The sequence below is a fragment of the Georgenia satyanarayanai genome (assembly GCF_023715365.1).
Classification (GTDB): Bacteria; Actinomycetota; Actinomycetes; order Actinomycetales; family Actinomycetaceae; genus Oceanitalea; species Oceanitalea satyanarayanai_B.
Genome location: NZ_JAMBNZ010000010.1, coordinates 78,276 through 93,122, shown reverse-complemented (window position 1 = coordinate 93,122; position 14,847 = coordinate 78,276). Strand labels below are relative to the sequence as shown.

Annotated in this window: 11 protein-coding genes; 4 read left to right on the top strand and 7 right to left on the bottom strand. The window is 72.3% G+C overall.

The features are described 5' to 3' along the window. Positions 1 to 18: 18 nt before the first annotated feature. Genes M3148_RS12785 through M3148_RS12770 form a run of 4 tightly spaced genes read right to left on the bottom strand, consistent with a single transcriptional unit; the run spans position 19 to position 3,899 of the window. The gene (locus M3148_RS12785; RefSeq protein WP_251305083.1) at positions 19 to 774 is read right to left on the bottom strand and encodes an iron ABC transporter ATP-binding protein; all 756 of its coding nucleotides are present in this window, start codon (positions 772 to 774) and stop codon (positions 19 to 21) included. Then, positions 771 to 1,856, bottom strand: a complete 1,086-nt coding sequence (locus tag M3148_RS12780) for an iron chelate uptake ABC transporter family permease subunit (protein WP_440136944.1) — start codon at positions 1,854 to 1,856, stop codon at positions 771 to 773. The genes M3148_RS12785 and M3148_RS12780 overlap by 4 nt, the downstream gene beginning before the upstream one ends. Beyond that, on the bottom strand, positions 1,849 to 2,841 hold the full coding sequence (locus tag M3148_RS12775) for an ABC transporter permease (RefSeq protein WP_440136943.1): 993 nt from the start codon (positions 2,839 to 2,841) through the stop codon (positions 1,849 to 1,851). The genes M3148_RS12780 and M3148_RS12775 overlap by 8 nt, the downstream gene beginning before the upstream one ends. Positions 2,842 to 2,891: 50 nt before the next feature. After that, on the bottom strand, positions 2,892 to 3,899 hold the full coding sequence (locus M3148_RS12770; protein ID WP_251305081.1) for a siderophore ABC transporter substrate-binding protein: 1,008 nt from the start codon (positions 3,897 to 3,899) through the stop codon (positions 2,892 to 2,894). 350 nt (positions 3,900 to 4,249) lie between these two features. On the opposite strand from M3148_RS12770, the gene M3148_RS12765 reads away from it, so the two are divergent. Both M3148_RS12765 and M3148_RS12760 read left to right on the top strand, forming a co-directional pair. Further along, entirely contained in the window at positions 4,250 to 6,436 is a 2,187-nt protein-coding gene (locus M3148_RS12765; protein ID WP_251305080.1) for a RecQ family ATP-dependent DNA helicase, read from the top strand. A 44-nt stretch (positions 6,437 to 6,480) separates the two neighbouring features. Then, positions 6,481 to 7,950 carry a gluconokinase gene (locus M3148_RS12760; protein WP_251305079.1) on the top strand — a complete coding sequence of 490 codons (1,470 nt, stop codon included), beginning with the start codon at positions 6,481 to 6,483 and terminating at the stop codon, positions 7,948 to 7,950. A gap of 4 nt (positions 7,951 to 7,954) precedes the next feature. Here the strand turns inward: M3148_RS12760 and M3148_RS12755 are convergent, their stop codons facing one another. Next, a complete protein-coding gene (locus tag M3148_RS12755) occupies positions 7,955 to 8,701 on the bottom strand; it encodes a SurA N-terminal domain-containing protein (RefSeq protein ID WP_251305078.1) in 747 nt (248 codons plus the stop codon). 155 nt (positions 8,702 to 8,856) lie between these two features. Beyond that, positions 8,857 to 10,185 (bottom strand): histidinol dehydrogenase, encoded by a 1,329-nt coding sequence (hisD, locus tag M3148_RS12750; RefSeq protein ID WP_251305077.1) that lies wholly within the window; start codon positions 10,183 to 10,185, stop codon positions 8,857 to 8,859. A 71-nt stretch (positions 10,186 to 10,256) separates the two neighbouring features. Between hisD and M3148_RS12745 the strand changes: the two genes are divergently transcribed. Both M3148_RS12745 and M3148_RS12740 read left to right on the top strand, forming a co-directional pair. After that, positions 10,257 to 10,481: an RNA-binding S4 domain-containing protein gene (locus M3148_RS12745; RefSeq protein WP_251305076.1), complete on the top strand. Its 225-nt coding sequence runs from the start codon at positions 10,257 to 10,259 to the stop codon at positions 10,479 to 10,481. A 98-nt stretch (positions 10,482 to 10,579) separates the two neighbouring features. Next, positions 10,580 to 11,152: a biotin transporter BioY gene (locus M3148_RS12740; RefSeq protein ID WP_251305075.1), complete on the top strand. Its 573-nt coding sequence runs from the start codon at positions 10,580 to 10,582 to the stop codon at positions 11,150 to 11,152. Positions 11,153 to 11,275: 123 nt separating this feature from the next. Here M3148_RS12740 and dnaE read toward each other — a convergent pair whose 3' ends face one another. Next, positions 11,276 to 14,842 (bottom strand): DNA polymerase III subunit alpha, encoded by a 3,567-nt coding sequence (gene dnaE, locus M3148_RS12735; protein WP_251305074.1) that lies wholly within the window; start codon positions 14,840 to 14,842, stop codon positions 11,276 to 11,278. Positions 14,843 to 14,847: the final 5 nt, after the last annotated feature.

The window sequence follows — 14,847 nt, the reverse complement described above, 5'->3', positions numbered from 1 at the left end:
GCGTGCCGGGAGCCGCCGTCAGTAGTAGACGGCCAGCGCGCCGTTCGGCCCGTCGATGACCTGGACGGGGGTGTCGAAGACCCGCGTGAGGACCGTGTCGGTCATGATCGACTCGCAGGTGCCGAACTCGGCGACCTTCCCGTCCTTGACCGCGCAGATGTAGTCCGCGTAGTGGCTGGCGAAGTTGATGTCGTGGAGGACGACGACGATCGTGCGGCCCAGCTCGGCGGCGGCCCGGCGCAGGTGCTTCATCATCTGCACGGAGTGGCGCATGTCGAGGTTGTTGAGCGGCTCGTCGAGGAGGACGAACTCGGTGTCCTGGCACAGCACCATGGCGACGTAGGCGCGCTGGCGCTGCCCGCCGGAGAGCTGGTCGAGGTAGCGGTCCTCCAGGTCCCCCAGCTCGAGGAAGTCGATGGCCTGGCTGACGAGCTCCTCGTCGACGGCGGTGAGGCGGCCCTTGGAGTAAGGGAAGCGGCCGAAGGCGACGAGCTGGCGCACGGTGAGCCGGGTGATGAAGTGGTTCTCCTGGCGCAGCACCGAGACGATCTTGGCGAGGTCCTTGGACGCGGTGCTCGTCACGTCGTAGCCGGCGATCTCGATGGTGCCGGCGTCCAGGCCCAGCAGCCGCCCGATCATCGTGAGGAGCGTCGACTTGCCCGCCCCGTTGGGGCCGATGAGGGCGGTGATACCGCCGGCCGGGATGGTGAGGTCGACGGGGCCGATGACGACCTCGCTGCTGTAGTCCTTGCGGACCTCGCTCAGGGTGATCACAGGCGTCCCTTCCGCAGGATGACGACGAGGAAGACGGTGCCGCCGACGAGCTCGATGATGATCGAGACGACGCCCTGGGCGTAGAAGACGTGGTTCATGACGAAGTACGCGCCGGCCAGGACGACGAAGCCGACGAGCACGGCCACCGGGAAGACGTGGCGGTGGTCGTGGGTGTCGGCGAACTGGTAGGCGAGGGTCGCCACGAGGAAGCCGAAGAAGGTCATCGGCCCCACGAGGGCGGTCGAGACGGCCATGAGGACGGCGACGAGGAGCAGCACCTTGACGAGCTCGCCGCGGTGGCTCAGGCCCAGCGACGTCGTCGCGTCCTTGCCCAGCGCCAGCACGTTGAGCCGCCGGGCCCGCGCCCACAGGAGACCGCCGGCCACGAGGACGAGCGGGACGGCCACCGGCAGGTAGGAGGCGTCGGCCTTGGTCACGGAGCCGAAGAGTCGGGCGGTGAGGACGTCGAACTCGCTCGGCGTGAGCAGCCGCTGCATGAAGGTCGACACCGAGCCCAGGCCTCCGCCGATGACGATCCCGATGAGGAGCATCACGTGGAGGTTCCCGTGCTTGCCGGACAGCAGCCAGCCGTACAGGGCCACGGCCAGGCCGACCATGAGGCCGATCTGGAGGACGAACTGCGGCAGGCCGGTGAGCGCGACGATGCCGGCAGCGCCGAGGAAGTAGACGGCGGCGGTCTGGACCGCGACGTAGAGGGACTCGAAGCCCATGATCGAGGGCGTGATGATGCGGTTGTTCGTCACCGTCTGGAAGCTCACGGTCGCGATCGCCTGGCAGAAGGCGACGATCGCCATGACCAGGACGTTCTTCAGCCGCAGCTGGGCGATGCGCCAGAAGCCGTCGGAGCCGGCGGGCATGGGGTTGTCCCACACGACCAGCCCGGCCGCCAGCGCGAGCGCGAGGACGGCGAGGGTGACGACGACGGCCACGTAGCGCCGTCGGGAGCGGGTCGTGGGCAGCGACCCGGAGGCACGCCGGCGCGGGGCGACGGCGGGTAACGGCGGCGTGGTGCGCGTCGGCCGGGGCGTGGTCCGCGTCGTCGCGGGCAGGAGGCTAACCACGACGACGCTGCCGGAGGATGAGGAGGACGAAGACGGCGGCGCCCAGGACGCCGAGGATGAGGGACACGGGGACCTCGAAGGGCATGATGATCGTCCGGCTGACGAGGTCGCAGGCGGCGACGATGCCGATGCCGAGGAGGCAGACCCACGGCAGGTTGCTGCGCAGGTCGTCACCGCGGACGAGCGAGACGATGTTGGGGACGATGAGGCCGAGGAACGGCAGGTTGCCGACGACGACGGTCACCACGCCCGTGGCGACGGCGATGAGGCCGGTGCCGAGCAGGATGACCCTGTTGTAGTCGAGGCCGACGTTGGTGGCGATCTCCTTGCCCAGGCCCGCGACGGTGAAGCGGTCCGCGGCGATGAACACGATAACGACGACCACCGCGACGATCCACAGCGGCTCGTACTGGCCGCGCAGGACGGAGGTGAAGCTGCCCGCGAACCACACGCCGAGGTTCTGGAGCATGTCGGTCTGCAGCGCGATGAAGGTCGACACCGAGCCGACGACGGCGCCGAGCATCATCCCGACGATCGGCACGATGAGCGAGGAGCGCAGCGAGACGCGGCTGAGGAAGAGGAAGAAGAGCATCGTGCCGATGAAGGAGGCGACGATGGCCCCGCCCATGCGGGCGGCGATGCTCGCGCCCGGGACGAGGATGGTGACCGCGAGCAGACCCAGGCCCGCCCACTCGGTGGTGCCCGTCGTCGTCGGCTCGACGAAGCGGTTCTGGGTGAGGAGCTGCATGACCAGGCCCGACATCGCCATCGCGGCACCGGCGAGGACGAGGGCGATGGTCCGCGGGACACGCGTGATGGCGAACATCTGCGCGCCGTCCGCGGCCCCGACGACGTCGTAGACGCCGGTGAACAGGGAGACGACGAGGAGCGCGCCGACGACGGCGACGCCGACGAGGAGCCGCCAGTCGAGCAGGCGGCCCTCGGGCCGGGTGCGGGCCCCGGCGGCAGTGGTCGTCATCGTCATCCTCGTCGTGGGGTGGTGGGACCGGCTCGCGCCGGCCCCACCGGGGGGTCTCAGCGACCGGCCTCGAAGGCGTCGGCCAGGGTGTTGAAGAACTCGGTGTACGTCTGGATGCCCTCGTTGGTGTAGGTGTCCGCGGGCATGTAGACGAGCTGGTCCTCCTTGACCGCGGTGACACCGGTCAGCGCCTCGGAGGCCTCGAGGACCTCGGCGGCCGGCGCGTACTCCGGGTCGTCCGCGGCGACGGCCGCGTCACGGTCCATGACGAGGATCCAGTCGGGGTCGGAGTCGGCGATGGCCTCGACGGAGATGTCGTCACCCTGGTGGTCCTCGCTGGCCTCGGGGACCTCGAGGGCCGGGGTGAGGCCGAGGACGTCGAAGACCGGGCCCAGGGTGCGGCCGGTACCCGGGGCGGAGTAGCCGATCTCCCCGCCGGAGGTGATGACGGCCATGACGGTGTCGGCGGGGTCGTAGGCGGTGCGGGCGCGCTCGATCGCGGCGTCGAGGTCGGCGTTCAGCGCCTCGGCCTCGGCCTGCTTGCCGAAGATCTCCCCCAGCACGGTGGTCTGGCGCTTGAGCTCGTCGGTGAAGGGCTCCCCCTCGCGCGGGTCCAGCTCCAGGACGACGGCCTCGGGGGCGAGGGAGACGAAGTCGTCGTGGTAGTCCGCGAAGCGCTGGCCGTTGATGATGAGGTCCGGCTCGGCGGCGACGACGGCCTCGAGGTTCGGCTCGCGGTGGTTGCCGAGGTCGATGATCGACTCGTCCTGCGCGTAGGGGATCGAGTCGGGCATGAGGGCCACCGCGGCGGCGCTCAGCTCGACGTCCCACGCGGCGAGGGTCTCGAAGGTCCGGTTGTCGGTCGCGACCACCGACTGCGGCGGTGTGGCGATCGTCTGCGTGCCGTTGTTGTCCTCGACCTCGACCGTCGCCGTGCTCGCATCGTCGGCGGCGTCGGCCTCGGTGGCGCCGTCGGCCTGGCCGCAGGCGGCCAGCGCCAGGGCCGCGACGACGGCCGCGCCGGCGAGGCGCGCCGGGCGACGAACGGGGGAAGCGATGCTCATGGGTGTCCTTCACTCGTGGGCTGTGGCGGCCGGTGGCGCCGGACCGGCCAAGGCCAATCTAACGGTTAGGTGAGCCTTACCTACAAGCCCTGCGACCTATTTCGCACCGGGGTCGTTGCGTAATTCGTCCTAAGGGAGGAGAGAAGTCCGCGCAGGGACGCCGTTCGAGCGCACGCACGGACGTTTCCGAATTCGCCGTAGTGTGAGGTACCTCACCGCCCAGCCCTGCTGCCCACCCCTCGCGCCCAGCGCTGAGTTGTTCCTGGGAACCCACGCGCGCCGACCTCCGCCCGGGCGGCCCTGACCGCGGGTGTCGGAGGGACGTGGGAGCGTAGGGACCGGGAGGCGACATGGACACAGTGACGACCGAGGCCCGGGCGCAGGCCGCGCTCCAGGCCCTCGTGGGACGGCCCGACGCCCGACTGCGGGCGGACCAGTGGCGGGCGATCGAGGCGCTCGTCGTGGACCGCCGGCGCGCCCTCGTGGTCCAGCGCACCGGCTGGGGCAAGTCGGCCGTGTACTTCGTCGCCACCGCGCTGCTCCGCGCGGGCGTCGAGGGCCGTCCCCCGGCCGGTGCCACGGTCATCGTCTCCCCGCTGCTCGCCCTCATGCGCGACCAGATCGCCGCGGCCGCCCGCGCTGGGATTCGCGCCGTCACCGTCAACTCCGCCAACGTCACCGAGTGGGAGTCGGTGCACGCCGCCATCGCCGCGGGAGAGGTGGACGTCGTCCTGTGCTCCCCGGAGCGGCTCAACAACCCCGGCTTCCGCAGCGAGGTGCTGCCGCAGCTCGCGGCCACCGCGGGTCTCGTCGTCGTCGACGAGGCCCACTGCATCTCCGACTGGGGCCACGACTTCCGCCCCGACTACCGTCGCATCCGCACGCTGCTGGAGGACCTCCCGGCCGGCGTGCCGGTGCTCGCCACCACCGCCACCGCCAACGATCGCGTCAGCGCCGACGTCGCCGAGCAGCTCGGCACCGGTGACGACGACGACGTCCTCGTGCTGCGTGGTTCCCTGGACCGCGAGTCGCTGCGCCTGGGCGTGCTCAGCCTGCCGGACCAGGCGCAGCGGGTGGCGTGGCTCGCCGAGCGCATGGCCGCGTGGCAGGGCTCGGGCATCGTCTACACGCTCACCGTCGCGCAGGCCGAGCAGGTCGCCGAGCAGCTGCGGGGCGCCGGCCTGGAGGTCGAGTCCTACACCGGGCGCACGGAGCCCGCGCGCCGCGAGCAGCTCGAGGAGGACCTGCGCGCCAACCGGCTCCGGGCGCTCGTCGCCACCTCCGCCCTCGGCATGGGCTTCGACAAGCCCGACCTCGCTTTCGTCGTCCACCTCGGTGCCCCCTCCTCCCCCATCGCCTACTACCAGCAGGTGGGCCGTGCGGGGCGCGGCGTCGACCGTGCCGACGTCGTGCTCCTGCCCGGCCCGGAGGACCGTGACATCTGGGCCTACTTCGGCTCCCTCGCCTTCCCGCCGGAGCACGCGGTGCGCGAGGTGCTCGCCGCCCTCGGTGACGAGCCGCTGTCCACCGTCCGTCTCGAGCCGCTCGTCGACCTGCGCCGCACCCGCCTGGAGACGATGCTCAAGGTCCTCGACGTCGATGGCGCGGTCGATCGCGTCGCGGGTGGCTGGCGGACCACCGGGGCGCCCTGGGAGTACGACGCCGAGCGCTACGCCCGCGTCGAGGCCGCCCGCGAGCGCGAGCAGCAGGCCATGGTCGCCTATGTCGGCCTCGGGGCCGGGCAGTGCCGGATGGCCTTCCTGCGCGCCCAGCTGTCCGACCCCGAGCTGGAGGAGGGCTGGCGCTGCGGGCGCTGCGACGTGTGCGGCGGCCTGGACCTGGACGCCACGGTGGACGAGGCCCGGCTCGAGCAGGCGCGTGCCGTCCTCGACCGGCCAGGCGCGGACGTCGCGCCCCGCAAGCAGTGGCCTACCGGGATGTCGGCCGTCGGCGTGCCCCTCCAGGGCCGGATCCCTGCTGAGGAGCAGGCGGCCCCGGGGCGCGCGGTCGCGCGGCTCGACGGCCTGGGCTGGTCCGCCGCACTGCGCGAGATGCTCGAGCCGTCCCCGGACCGGCCCGCCGGCCGCGAGGCGCGTGGCGGCCACGACGGCGAGCTGCCCACAGGCCTGCGCGGCGCCGTCGAGCGGGTGCTCACCGACCAGCTCGCCGCGATCCGCGAGCGCGGTGGGCAGGTGGAGGGCGTCGTCGTCATCTCCTCGACCACCCGGCCGCAGCTTCTCGACCATCTCGCTCGAGGGGTCGCGCACCTGGCCCAGGTGCCGCTCGTGGGGGCCGTGGCCCCGGACCCGGCACGCCCGCCGGGCCGGCACGACGTCAACTCCGCCACCCGGCTGGCCGGTGTCCACCAGCGGCTGCGGCTCGACCTGCCGGAGGCGGCCCTCACGGGGCTGCCCGGCCGCTCGGTCCTCCTCGTCGACGACCTCACCGACTCCGGCTGGACCCTCACCGTGGCGGCCCGGCTGCTGCGGCAGGCGGGGGCCGCGGCCGTGCACCCCTTCGTCCTCGCCCAGCGCTGACCGGCGCCCCGCCGTACGATCGGGCGCAGCCGACCGGAGGAACCATGCCCTCGTTCACCGTTGACCTCAAGGACGCCGTCGACCCTCTCGTGCTGGCCGTGGACGTCGGCTCGACCGCGAGCCGTGGCGGGCTCTACGACGGTCGGGGCCTGCCCGTGGACCGGATGAAGCACAAGGTCCCGCACGCCTTCACCACGGCCACCGACGGCACCTCCGTCATCGACCCCCTCCAGGTGGTCGACGAGGTCGCGGCGATCATCGACGCCCTCGCGCGCCCCGAGCTGGCCGGCCGCATCGCCGGCGTCGCGCTGGACACCTTCGCCTCCTCCCTCGTGGGCGTCGACGCCGCGGGCGAGCCGCTCACCCCCTGCTACACCTACGCCGACTCCCGCTGCGCACCGCAGGTGAACACGCTGCGTGCCGAGCTCGACGAGGCACAGGTCCAGCAGCGCACGGGCACGCGCCTGCACTCGAGCTACCTGCCCGCCCGGCTGCGCTGGCTCCACGAGACTCACCCCGGCGTCGTCGCGCGCGTGAGGCGATGGATGTCCCTGGGTGAGCTCGTCGTGCTGCGCCTCACCGGGACCACCGCCGTGGGGACGTCGACGGCGGCGTGGACGGGCCTGCTGGACCGACTCACCGGCACCTGGGACGAGGGCATGCTCGCCGTCGCGGGCATCACCCCGGACACCCTCTCCCCCGTCCACCACCCCGACCAGCCGCTCACCGGGCTCACCACCCGCTGGCCCGCGCTCGCGGGAGCGGCGTGGTTCCCTGTCGTCACCGACGGCCTGGCCGCGAACATCGGCACGGGTGCGACCGATGCCCGGACAGTCGTCGCGTCCTTCGCCACGAGCGGTGCCGTGCGGGTCCGCGTCCCGGCCGAGGTGCCCGAGCTGCCCTCGGGGCTGTGGGCCTACCGGGTGGACGCCGAGCACGCGCTGCTCGGCGGTGCGCTCAACGACGTCGGGCGTGCCGTGAGCTGGCTGGAGGCCACGCTCAAGCTGGACGGCGTCGACCTCGACGGCGTGCTCGCCGCCGACCCCGACCCGACGACGCCACTGGCGCTGCCCTTCCTCACCGGCGAGCGCAGCACCGGATGGGCGGCCGACGCACGCGCCGTCGTCGCCGGCCTGTCAGCCGCGAGCACGCCCGCGGCGATCGCCCGCGGCCTGCTCGAGGGCGTGGCCCTCAGCTACGGCCGGGTCGTCACCGAGCTCACCAGGGTCGCCCCGAGGCCCGAGCAGATCCTCGCCAGCGGCCGGATGAGCCAGTCGCTGCCGCACCTGCTCCAGCTCCTCGCCGACGTCACCGGGGTGCCGGTGACGCCGGTGACGATCAAGCGCTCCACCCTTCACGGGACGGCGCTGCTCGCGCTGGAGTCCCTGGCGCCGCAGGTGGAGCGGGCGGCGCCCACCACGGCGGCCACCGTCGAGCCGGTGGCCGGGCGCGCCGACTACTACGCCGAGCGCGCCGAGCGCTTCGCCGCGCTCTACTCCGCCGTGGTGGGCTGACCGCTCACAGGTGGTAGGTGATGTCCGCAGCGCCGCGGAGCTGCTCGAGGAGTGTCTGGACGGCCGCGCTCTCGTGCTCCTGCTGGAGCTGCGCCTCGATCTGGGGGCGCACCTCCTCGAACGGGGGCAGCTCGCCCTCGGCCCCGCCCTGCTCGGCGGCGGAGTCGTAGAGCTCGCGCGCGTCTTCCTCCGAGGGGCTGAACTCCCCGGCCTCGTCGGCGAAGAGCTGCTCGAGAGCCGTCTGCTCCTCGATCTGTGCGACGGCCTCCTCGCGGCCCAGCCCCTGCTCCTCGAGGGCGGTGAAGAGCTCGTCGGCCGAGCCCAGCCCGCTGGAGGCGGCGATCTCCTCGGTGGCGGCGTCGATCTCCTCCTGCGTGGGAGAGATGTCGCGGGCCTCGGCCTCGGCGAGGAGCAGCTCGGTGTCCACCAGGCCCTCGGCGGTCGTCTGCTTGAGGGCCTCCTGGTCGACCTCCTCGCCCGTCATCTGCGACTGCATGAACGCCTGCTGGAGCTGGCCCTCGTACACCTGGGTGAACTCCTCCAGGGTGACCTCGGTGCCGTTGACCTCGGCGACGACGTCCGGCAGGCCCTCAAGGTCGGCCGCGGGGGGCGTGGGAGCCTGTGGTGCTGCGCTCTCCTCGGCGGCAGTCGTGCTCGTCCCCGCGGTGGGTTCGGCGTCGTCGTCGCCCGATCCGCAGGCCGTCAGGGCCAGCAGGAGGGCAGCGGTCGCCACGGCAACCTTGGTTCGCATGGGGATTCCTCTCGAAGACGAGGGTCCAGCGTGCGCGCCGCACCGCCCACCACGCAAGTCCCCGCTGCCCCGCGGCCCTTCGCGCCGGCAGTCCGCCCAGCGCCGCCGGGCGACCTGCGGCTGACGGCGGGGGCTGTGCGCCCTCGGCGAACGAGTCAGGCGAGCCGGAGGTCGACGGCGTCGGCGTGGGCCGGCAGGTCCTCGGAGACGGCGAGCGCGCGCAGCGGCCCGGCGACCTTCCGCAGCGCGGCGGCGTCGTACTCGATGACCTGCACCGGCTTGAGGAAGGCCATGACGCTCAGGCCGGAGGCGAAGCGGGCCGTGCCGCCGGTGGGCAGCACGTGGTTGGAGCCCGCGAGGTAGTCCCCGAGCGGCACCGGGCTGTAGGGCCCGACGAAGATCGCCCCTGCGTTGCGGATGCGCTCGGCGACCGCAGCGGCGTCCGCGGTCTGGATCTCGAGGTGCTCCGCGCCGTAGGCGTCGCACACGGCGATCCCCTGCTCGAGGTCGGTGACGAGCACCGTGCCGGACTGCGGGCCGGACAGGGCGGTGCGGACACGCTCGGCGTGCGTGGTCGCGGCGGCCTGGCGCTCGATCTCGGCGTCGACGGCGTCGGCCAAGTCGGGGCTGTCGGTGACGAGGACGGAGGCGGCGGCGGGGTCGTGCTCGGCCTGGGAGATGAGGTCGGCGGCCACGTAGCGGGGGTCGGCCCCGGCGTCGGCGAGGACGGCAATCTCCGTCGTGCCGGCCTCCGCGTCGATCCCCACCCGGCCCATGACGGCCCGCTTGGCGGCGGCGACGAAGATGTTGCCGGGCCCGGTGACGACGTCGACGGGCGCGCACAGCTGTGCGCCGTCGGGGGTGCCCTCCTCGCCCGCGGCCCCGTGGGCGAGCATGCCCACGGCCTGGGCACCGCCGACGGCGTAGACCTCCTCGACCCCGAGCAGCGCGCAGGCGGCGAGGATCGTCGGGTGGGGCAGGCCGCCAAAGGCCTGCTGGGGCGGGCTGGCGACGGCGAGCGAGCGCACGCCGGCCACCTGCGCGGCGACGACGTTCATGACGACGCTCGAGGGGTAGACCGCGAGGCCACCGGGCACGTAGAGCCCCACCCGGCTCACCGGCACCCAGCGCTGGCGGACGTGGCCGCCGGGCAGGATCTCGGTGTCCCGCTCGGTAGGCAGCTGCGCGGTGTGGCCGGCGCGGTTGTGCGCGATCGACAGCTCCAGGGCCTCGCGCACCTGCGGGTCGAGACCCTCGAGCGCCTCGGCCAGGGCCTGGGCCGGGACCCGCAGGTGCTCGGGCCGCACGCCGTCGAAACGCTCGGCGAGGTCACGCAGGGCGGCGCCGCCGCGGGCGCGGACGTCCTCGATGATGGGGAGCACCTGCGCCATCGCGGCCTCGACGTCGAGCGTGGCGCGCGGGAGCACGTCGACGAGGGCGGCTGGGGCCAGGTCGCTGGCGCGGAGGTCGATTCGCCTGAGCATGGACCGATCGTATGCCGCGCGGCAGGGCGCGGCGGGGGCCGTCCAGCCCACGACAGGGCATGATCGGTGCCATGGAAGCGCAGCACGTCGTGCCCGTCGAGGGGGAGATCCGGCTCGGCCAGTTCCTCAAGCTCGCCTCGCTCGCCGAGTCCGGCGCCCATGCCCGCGAGCTCATCGCCGACGGCGAGGTGAGCGTCGACGGCGTCGTGGAGACCCGCCGCGGCCGCCAGCTCGCCTCCGGCGCACGCGTCGAGGTGAGCACACCCGGCGGGGTGCTCGTCGCCGTCGTCGGCTGACCACTACAGACCCACCGTCCCGAATCTGTGCGGGTCCGCACCCCGTCCCGCGCCCGCCACTCGTTAGCGTGGCCGGTGTTCCCCACGAGAGGTATGCCATGACCACGACCACCCCCGCCGCCGTCCTTGCCGATTCCCTGCCCGCCGGCCTCGTCCGTGACGCCTCCCTCGTCGCCGCCGGCGCCGCCGTCACCGGCGTGCTGTCCCAGGTGGTCGTGCCGCTGCCCTTCACCCCCGTGCCGCTGTCGCTCGGGACCTTCGCCGTCCTGCTCGTGGGGGCGTCGCTCGGGCCGGTGCGCGGGACGCTGAGCATGGTGCTCTACCTCGTCGCCGGGGCGGCCGGCGTGCCGTGGTTCGCCGAGCAGTCGGCGGGGTGGCACACCGCGTCCTTCGGCTACGTCATCGGTTACGTCCTGGCTGCCGGCATCGTCGGGGCGCTCGCCCGCCGCCGCGCGGACCGCAGCCCGCTGTCGATGGCCGGCGCCGCCGTGCTGGCGACCCTCGCCGTCTACGCCGGTGGCGTGCCCTGGCTCATGGTGAGCCTCGGCGTCGGCCTCGGGGAGGCGCTCGTCCTGGGCGTGCTGCCCTTCCTCCTCGGTGACGTCCTCAAGGCCGCGGCCGCCGCCGGGCTGCTGCCGGCCGCCTGGCGTCTCCTGCGCCGCAGGGGCTGACCGGGCTGCAGGTGAGCGGGCGGCGCCCCGGGTCGCCTCGCCCGAGCTCGTCCACGGCGTCCGGCTCACGGGGTTGCGCGTGGCGGCCTCTCACGCCGACGGCTCAGCCCCGAGGCGGGACTGCTAGACGAGGCAGCCGGGTCCCAGGAGGGTCTTGAGGTCACCGAACAGCGCCGTGGAGGGCGCGACGCGGAAGGAGTCCTCCAGGCGCATCGTCGTCGACCGGCCGGGGCTGGTGAGCCGCAGCCGCACCTCCGAGCTGCCCGGGTGGTCGGTGAGGATGCCCTTGAGCCGCTCGACGAGCGGCGCCGTGCACCGGTTGGCGGCGAGCGTGAGCTGGACCGGCCCGTCGGTGGCCTGGGAGACGTCCGGCAGGGTCATCTCCGCGGCGTAGATCGTCGGGATGTCGTCGCGGCGGTTGAGACGGCCGCGCACCGTGATGATCGAGTCGTCGGCGAGCATCGTCGAGACCGTCGAGTAGGTCTGCGGGAAGAACAGCACCTCGATCGAGCCCTCGAGGTCCTCGACGGTGGCGATCGCCCACGGGTTGCCGTTCTTCGTCATCTTCCGTTGCAGGGAGGTGACGAGGCCGGCGACGGTGACGTTGGAGCCGTCGGGGCGGGTCTCGTCGGTGAGGAGCGTGGCGATCGAGACGTCCGCGGCGCGCTGGAGCACGTGCTCGAGCCCGAACAGCGGGTGGTCCGAGACGTACAGGCCGAGCATCTGGCGCTCGAAGGCGAGCTTCTCCGGCTTGTCCCACTCGGGCAGGTCGGGGATGTCGATGGTGAAGCCGGCACCGCCCGCCCCGCCCTCGCCGCCGAGGCCCGCGAAGAGGTCGAACTGGCCGACCGCCTCGTTGCGCTTGACGTCGATGACCATGTCGATGGCCTCCTCGTGGCGGGCGAGGAGGGCGCGGCGGGTGTGGCCCAGGGAGTCGAAGGCCCCGGCCTTGATGAGCGACTCGATGGTGCGCTTGTTGCACACGACCGCGGGCACCTTGTCGAGGAAGTCCTGGAAGGAGGTGTACTCCCCCTTCTCCTCCCGGGTGGAGATGATCGCCTCGACGACGTTGCCCCCGACGTTGCGCACCGCGGCGAGGCCGAAGCGGATCTCCTCCCCGACAGCCGCGAAGGAGCCCACCGAGGTGTTGACGTCCGGCGACAGCACGCTGATGCCCATGTGGCGGGCCTCGCCGAGGTACAGCCCCAGGCGGTCCTTGTTCACCTGGGTGGAGGTGAGCAGGGCGGCCATGAACTCCGTGGGGAAGTTCGCCTTCAGGTACGCGGTCCAGTAGGAGATGATCCCGTACGCCGCTGAGTGCGCCTTGTTGAAGGCGTAGTCGGAGAAGGGCAGGAGGATGTCCCACAGCGTCTTGACCGCGGCCGGGGAGTAGCCGCGCTCGAGCATGCCGGCCTCGAAGCTGGCGAACTGCTTGTCCAGCTCGGCCTTCTTCTTCTTGCCCATGGCGCGGCGCAGCAGGTCGGCCTGGCCGAGCGTGTACCCGGCGACCTTCTGCGCGATCGCCATCACCTGCTCCTGGTAGACGATCAGGCCGTAGGTGGTGCCGAGGATCTCGGCGAGCGGCTCCTCGAGCTCGGGGTGGATCGGCTCGATCTCCTGCTGGCCGGTCTTGCGCAGCGCGTAGTTCGTGTGGGAGTTCGCGCCCATCGGGCCGGGCCGGTACAGCGCGCCGACGGCGGAGATGTCCTCGAAGTTGTCCGGGCGCATGAGACGCAGCAGGGTGCGCATGCCGGCGCCGTCGAGCTGGAACACCCCGAGCGTGTCCCCGCGCCCGAGCATGGCGTAGGTGAGGGGGTCGTCCAGCGGGAGGCGCTCGAGGTCGGGCACCTCCTTGCCGTTGCGCTCGATGTTCTCCAGGGCGTCATCGATGACGGTGAGGTTGCGCAGCCCGAGGAAGTCCATCTTGAGCAGCCCGAGGTTCTCGCACTGCGGGTAGTCGAACTGCGTGATGATCGCGCCGTCCTGCGGGCGCAGCATGACCGGGATGATGTCCTGGAGCGGCTCGCTGGACATGATGACGGCGCAGGCGTGCACACCCCACTGCCGCTTGATGCCCTCCAGGCCCTGGGCGGTCTCCACGACGGACTGGGCGTCGGGGTCCGCGGCGTGGAGCTGGCGGAACTCCTCAGCCTCCGCGTAGCGCTTGTCGCGCGGGTCGAAGATGCCGGCGAGGGTGATGTCCTTGCCCATGACCGACGGCGGCATCGCCTTGGTGAGCTTCTCCCCCATCTGGAACGGGAAGTCGAGCACGCGCGAGGCGTCCTTGAGGGCCTGCTTGGCCTTGATGGTGCCGTAGGTGACGACCTGCGCCACGCGGTCGTCGCCGTACTTGTCGGTGACGTAGCGGATGACCTCACCGCGCCGGCGCTCGTCGAAGTCGACGTCGAAGTCGGGCATCGAGACGCGGTCGGGGTTGAGGAAGCGCTCGAAGATGAGGCCGTGGACGAGGGGGTCGAGGTCGGTGATGCGCAGCGCGTAGGCGACCATCGAGCCGGCGCCGGACCCACGGCCCGGCCCCACGCGGATGCCCTGGGACTTGGCCCAGTTGATGAAGTCGGCGACGACGAGGAAGTAGCCGGGGAAGCCCATCTGGGTGATGACCTCGACCTCGTACCGCGCCTGCTTCTCGACATGGTCCGGCACGCCGTCGGGGTAGCGGTACGTCAGCCCCTTCTCGACCTCCTTGACGAACCACGAGTGCTCGTCCTCCCCCGCGGGCACGGGGAAGCGCGGCATGTAGTTCGCGCCGTCGGCGGCGGTGCGGAAGGTGACGTCGCACTGCTCGGCGACGAGCAGGGTGTTGTCGCAGGCCTCGGGCAGGTCGCGGAAGACCTCGCGCATCTCGGCGGCCGGGCGCAGGTAGTAGGTGTCCCCGGTGAAGGCGAAACGGCTGCCGCCCTGGTCGTAGCTCGGCTCGGTGAGCTTGCTGCCCGACTGCAGGGCGAGCATGACCTCGTGGGTGCGTGCGTCGTCCGGGCGCGTGTAGTGGGAGTCGTTGGTGGCCAGGAGCGGCGCGCCGATGTCCTTGGCCAGGCGCAGGAGGTCGCCCGTGACGCGGCGCTCGATGTCCAGGCCGTGGTCCATGAGCTCGACGTAGTAGTTCTCGCGGCCGAAGATGTCCTGCAGCTCGCGGGCGGCGCGCAGCGCCTCGTCGTACTGGCCGAGGCGGATGCGGGTCTGCACCTCGCCCGACGGGCAGCCGGTGGTGGCGATGAGGCCCTCGGCGTGGGTCTCGATGAGCTCGCGGTCCATCCGCGGCCACTTGCCCATCTGGCCCTCGATGGAGGCGCGCGAGCCGAGCCGGAAGAGGTTGTTCATCCCCCGGTTGTTCTTCGCCAGCAGGGTCATGTGCGTGTAGGAGCCACGGGCGGAGACGTCGTCCTTGGCCTGGTGCTCCTCGCCCCAGCGCACCCGGGACTTGTCGAAGCGCGAGGTGCCGGGCGTCACGTAGGCCTCGAGCCCGATGATGGGCTTGACGCCGTGCTTCTGGGCGCTGGACCAGAAGTCGAAGGCCCCGAAGAGGTAACCGTGGTCGGTGATCGCCAGGGCGGGCTGGCCCATCCGGGCGGCCTCGCCCAGCAGCTCGTCGACCTTGGAGGCACCGTCGAGCATCGAGTACTCGGTGTGCACGTGGAGGTGGGTGAAGTTGTCAGATCCTCCAGCAGCCATGCTCG

Coding starts and splice junctions, on each gene's coding strand:
- M3148_RS12755 (WP_251305078.1), bottom strand. CDS start 8,701: ATGCGAACCAAGGTTGCCGTGGCGACCGCTGCCCTCCTGCTGGCCCTG.
- hisD (WP_251305077.1), bottom strand. CDS start 10,185: ATGCTCAGGCGAATCGACCTCCGCGCCAGCGACCTGGCCCCAGCCGCC.
- dnaE (WP_251305074.1), bottom strand. CDS start 14,842: ATGGCTGCTGGAGGATCTGACAACTTCACCCACCTCCACGTGCACACC.
- M3148_RS12760 (WP_251305079.1), top strand. CDS start 6,481: ATGCCCTCGTTCACCGTTGACCTCAAGGACGCCGTCGACCCTCTCGTG.
- M3148_RS12745 (WP_251305076.1), top strand. CDS start 10,257: ATGGAAGCGCAGCACGTCGTGCCCGTCGAGGGGGAGATCCGGCTCGGC.
- M3148_RS12770 (WP_251305081.1), bottom strand. CDS start 3,899: ATGAGCATCGCTTCCCCCGTTCGTCGCCCGGCGCGCCTCGCCGGCGCG.
- M3148_RS12765 (WP_251305080.1), top strand. CDS start 4,250: ATGGACACAGTGACGACCGAGGCCCGGGCGCAGGCCGCGCTCCAGGCC.
- M3148_RS12775 (WP_440136943.1), bottom strand. CDS start 2,841: ATGACGATGACGACCACTGCCGCCGGGGCCCGCACCCGGCCCGAGGGC.
- M3148_RS12740 (WP_251305075.1), top strand. CDS start 10,580: ATGACCACGACCACCCCCGCCGCCGTCCTTGCCGATTCCCTGCCCGCC.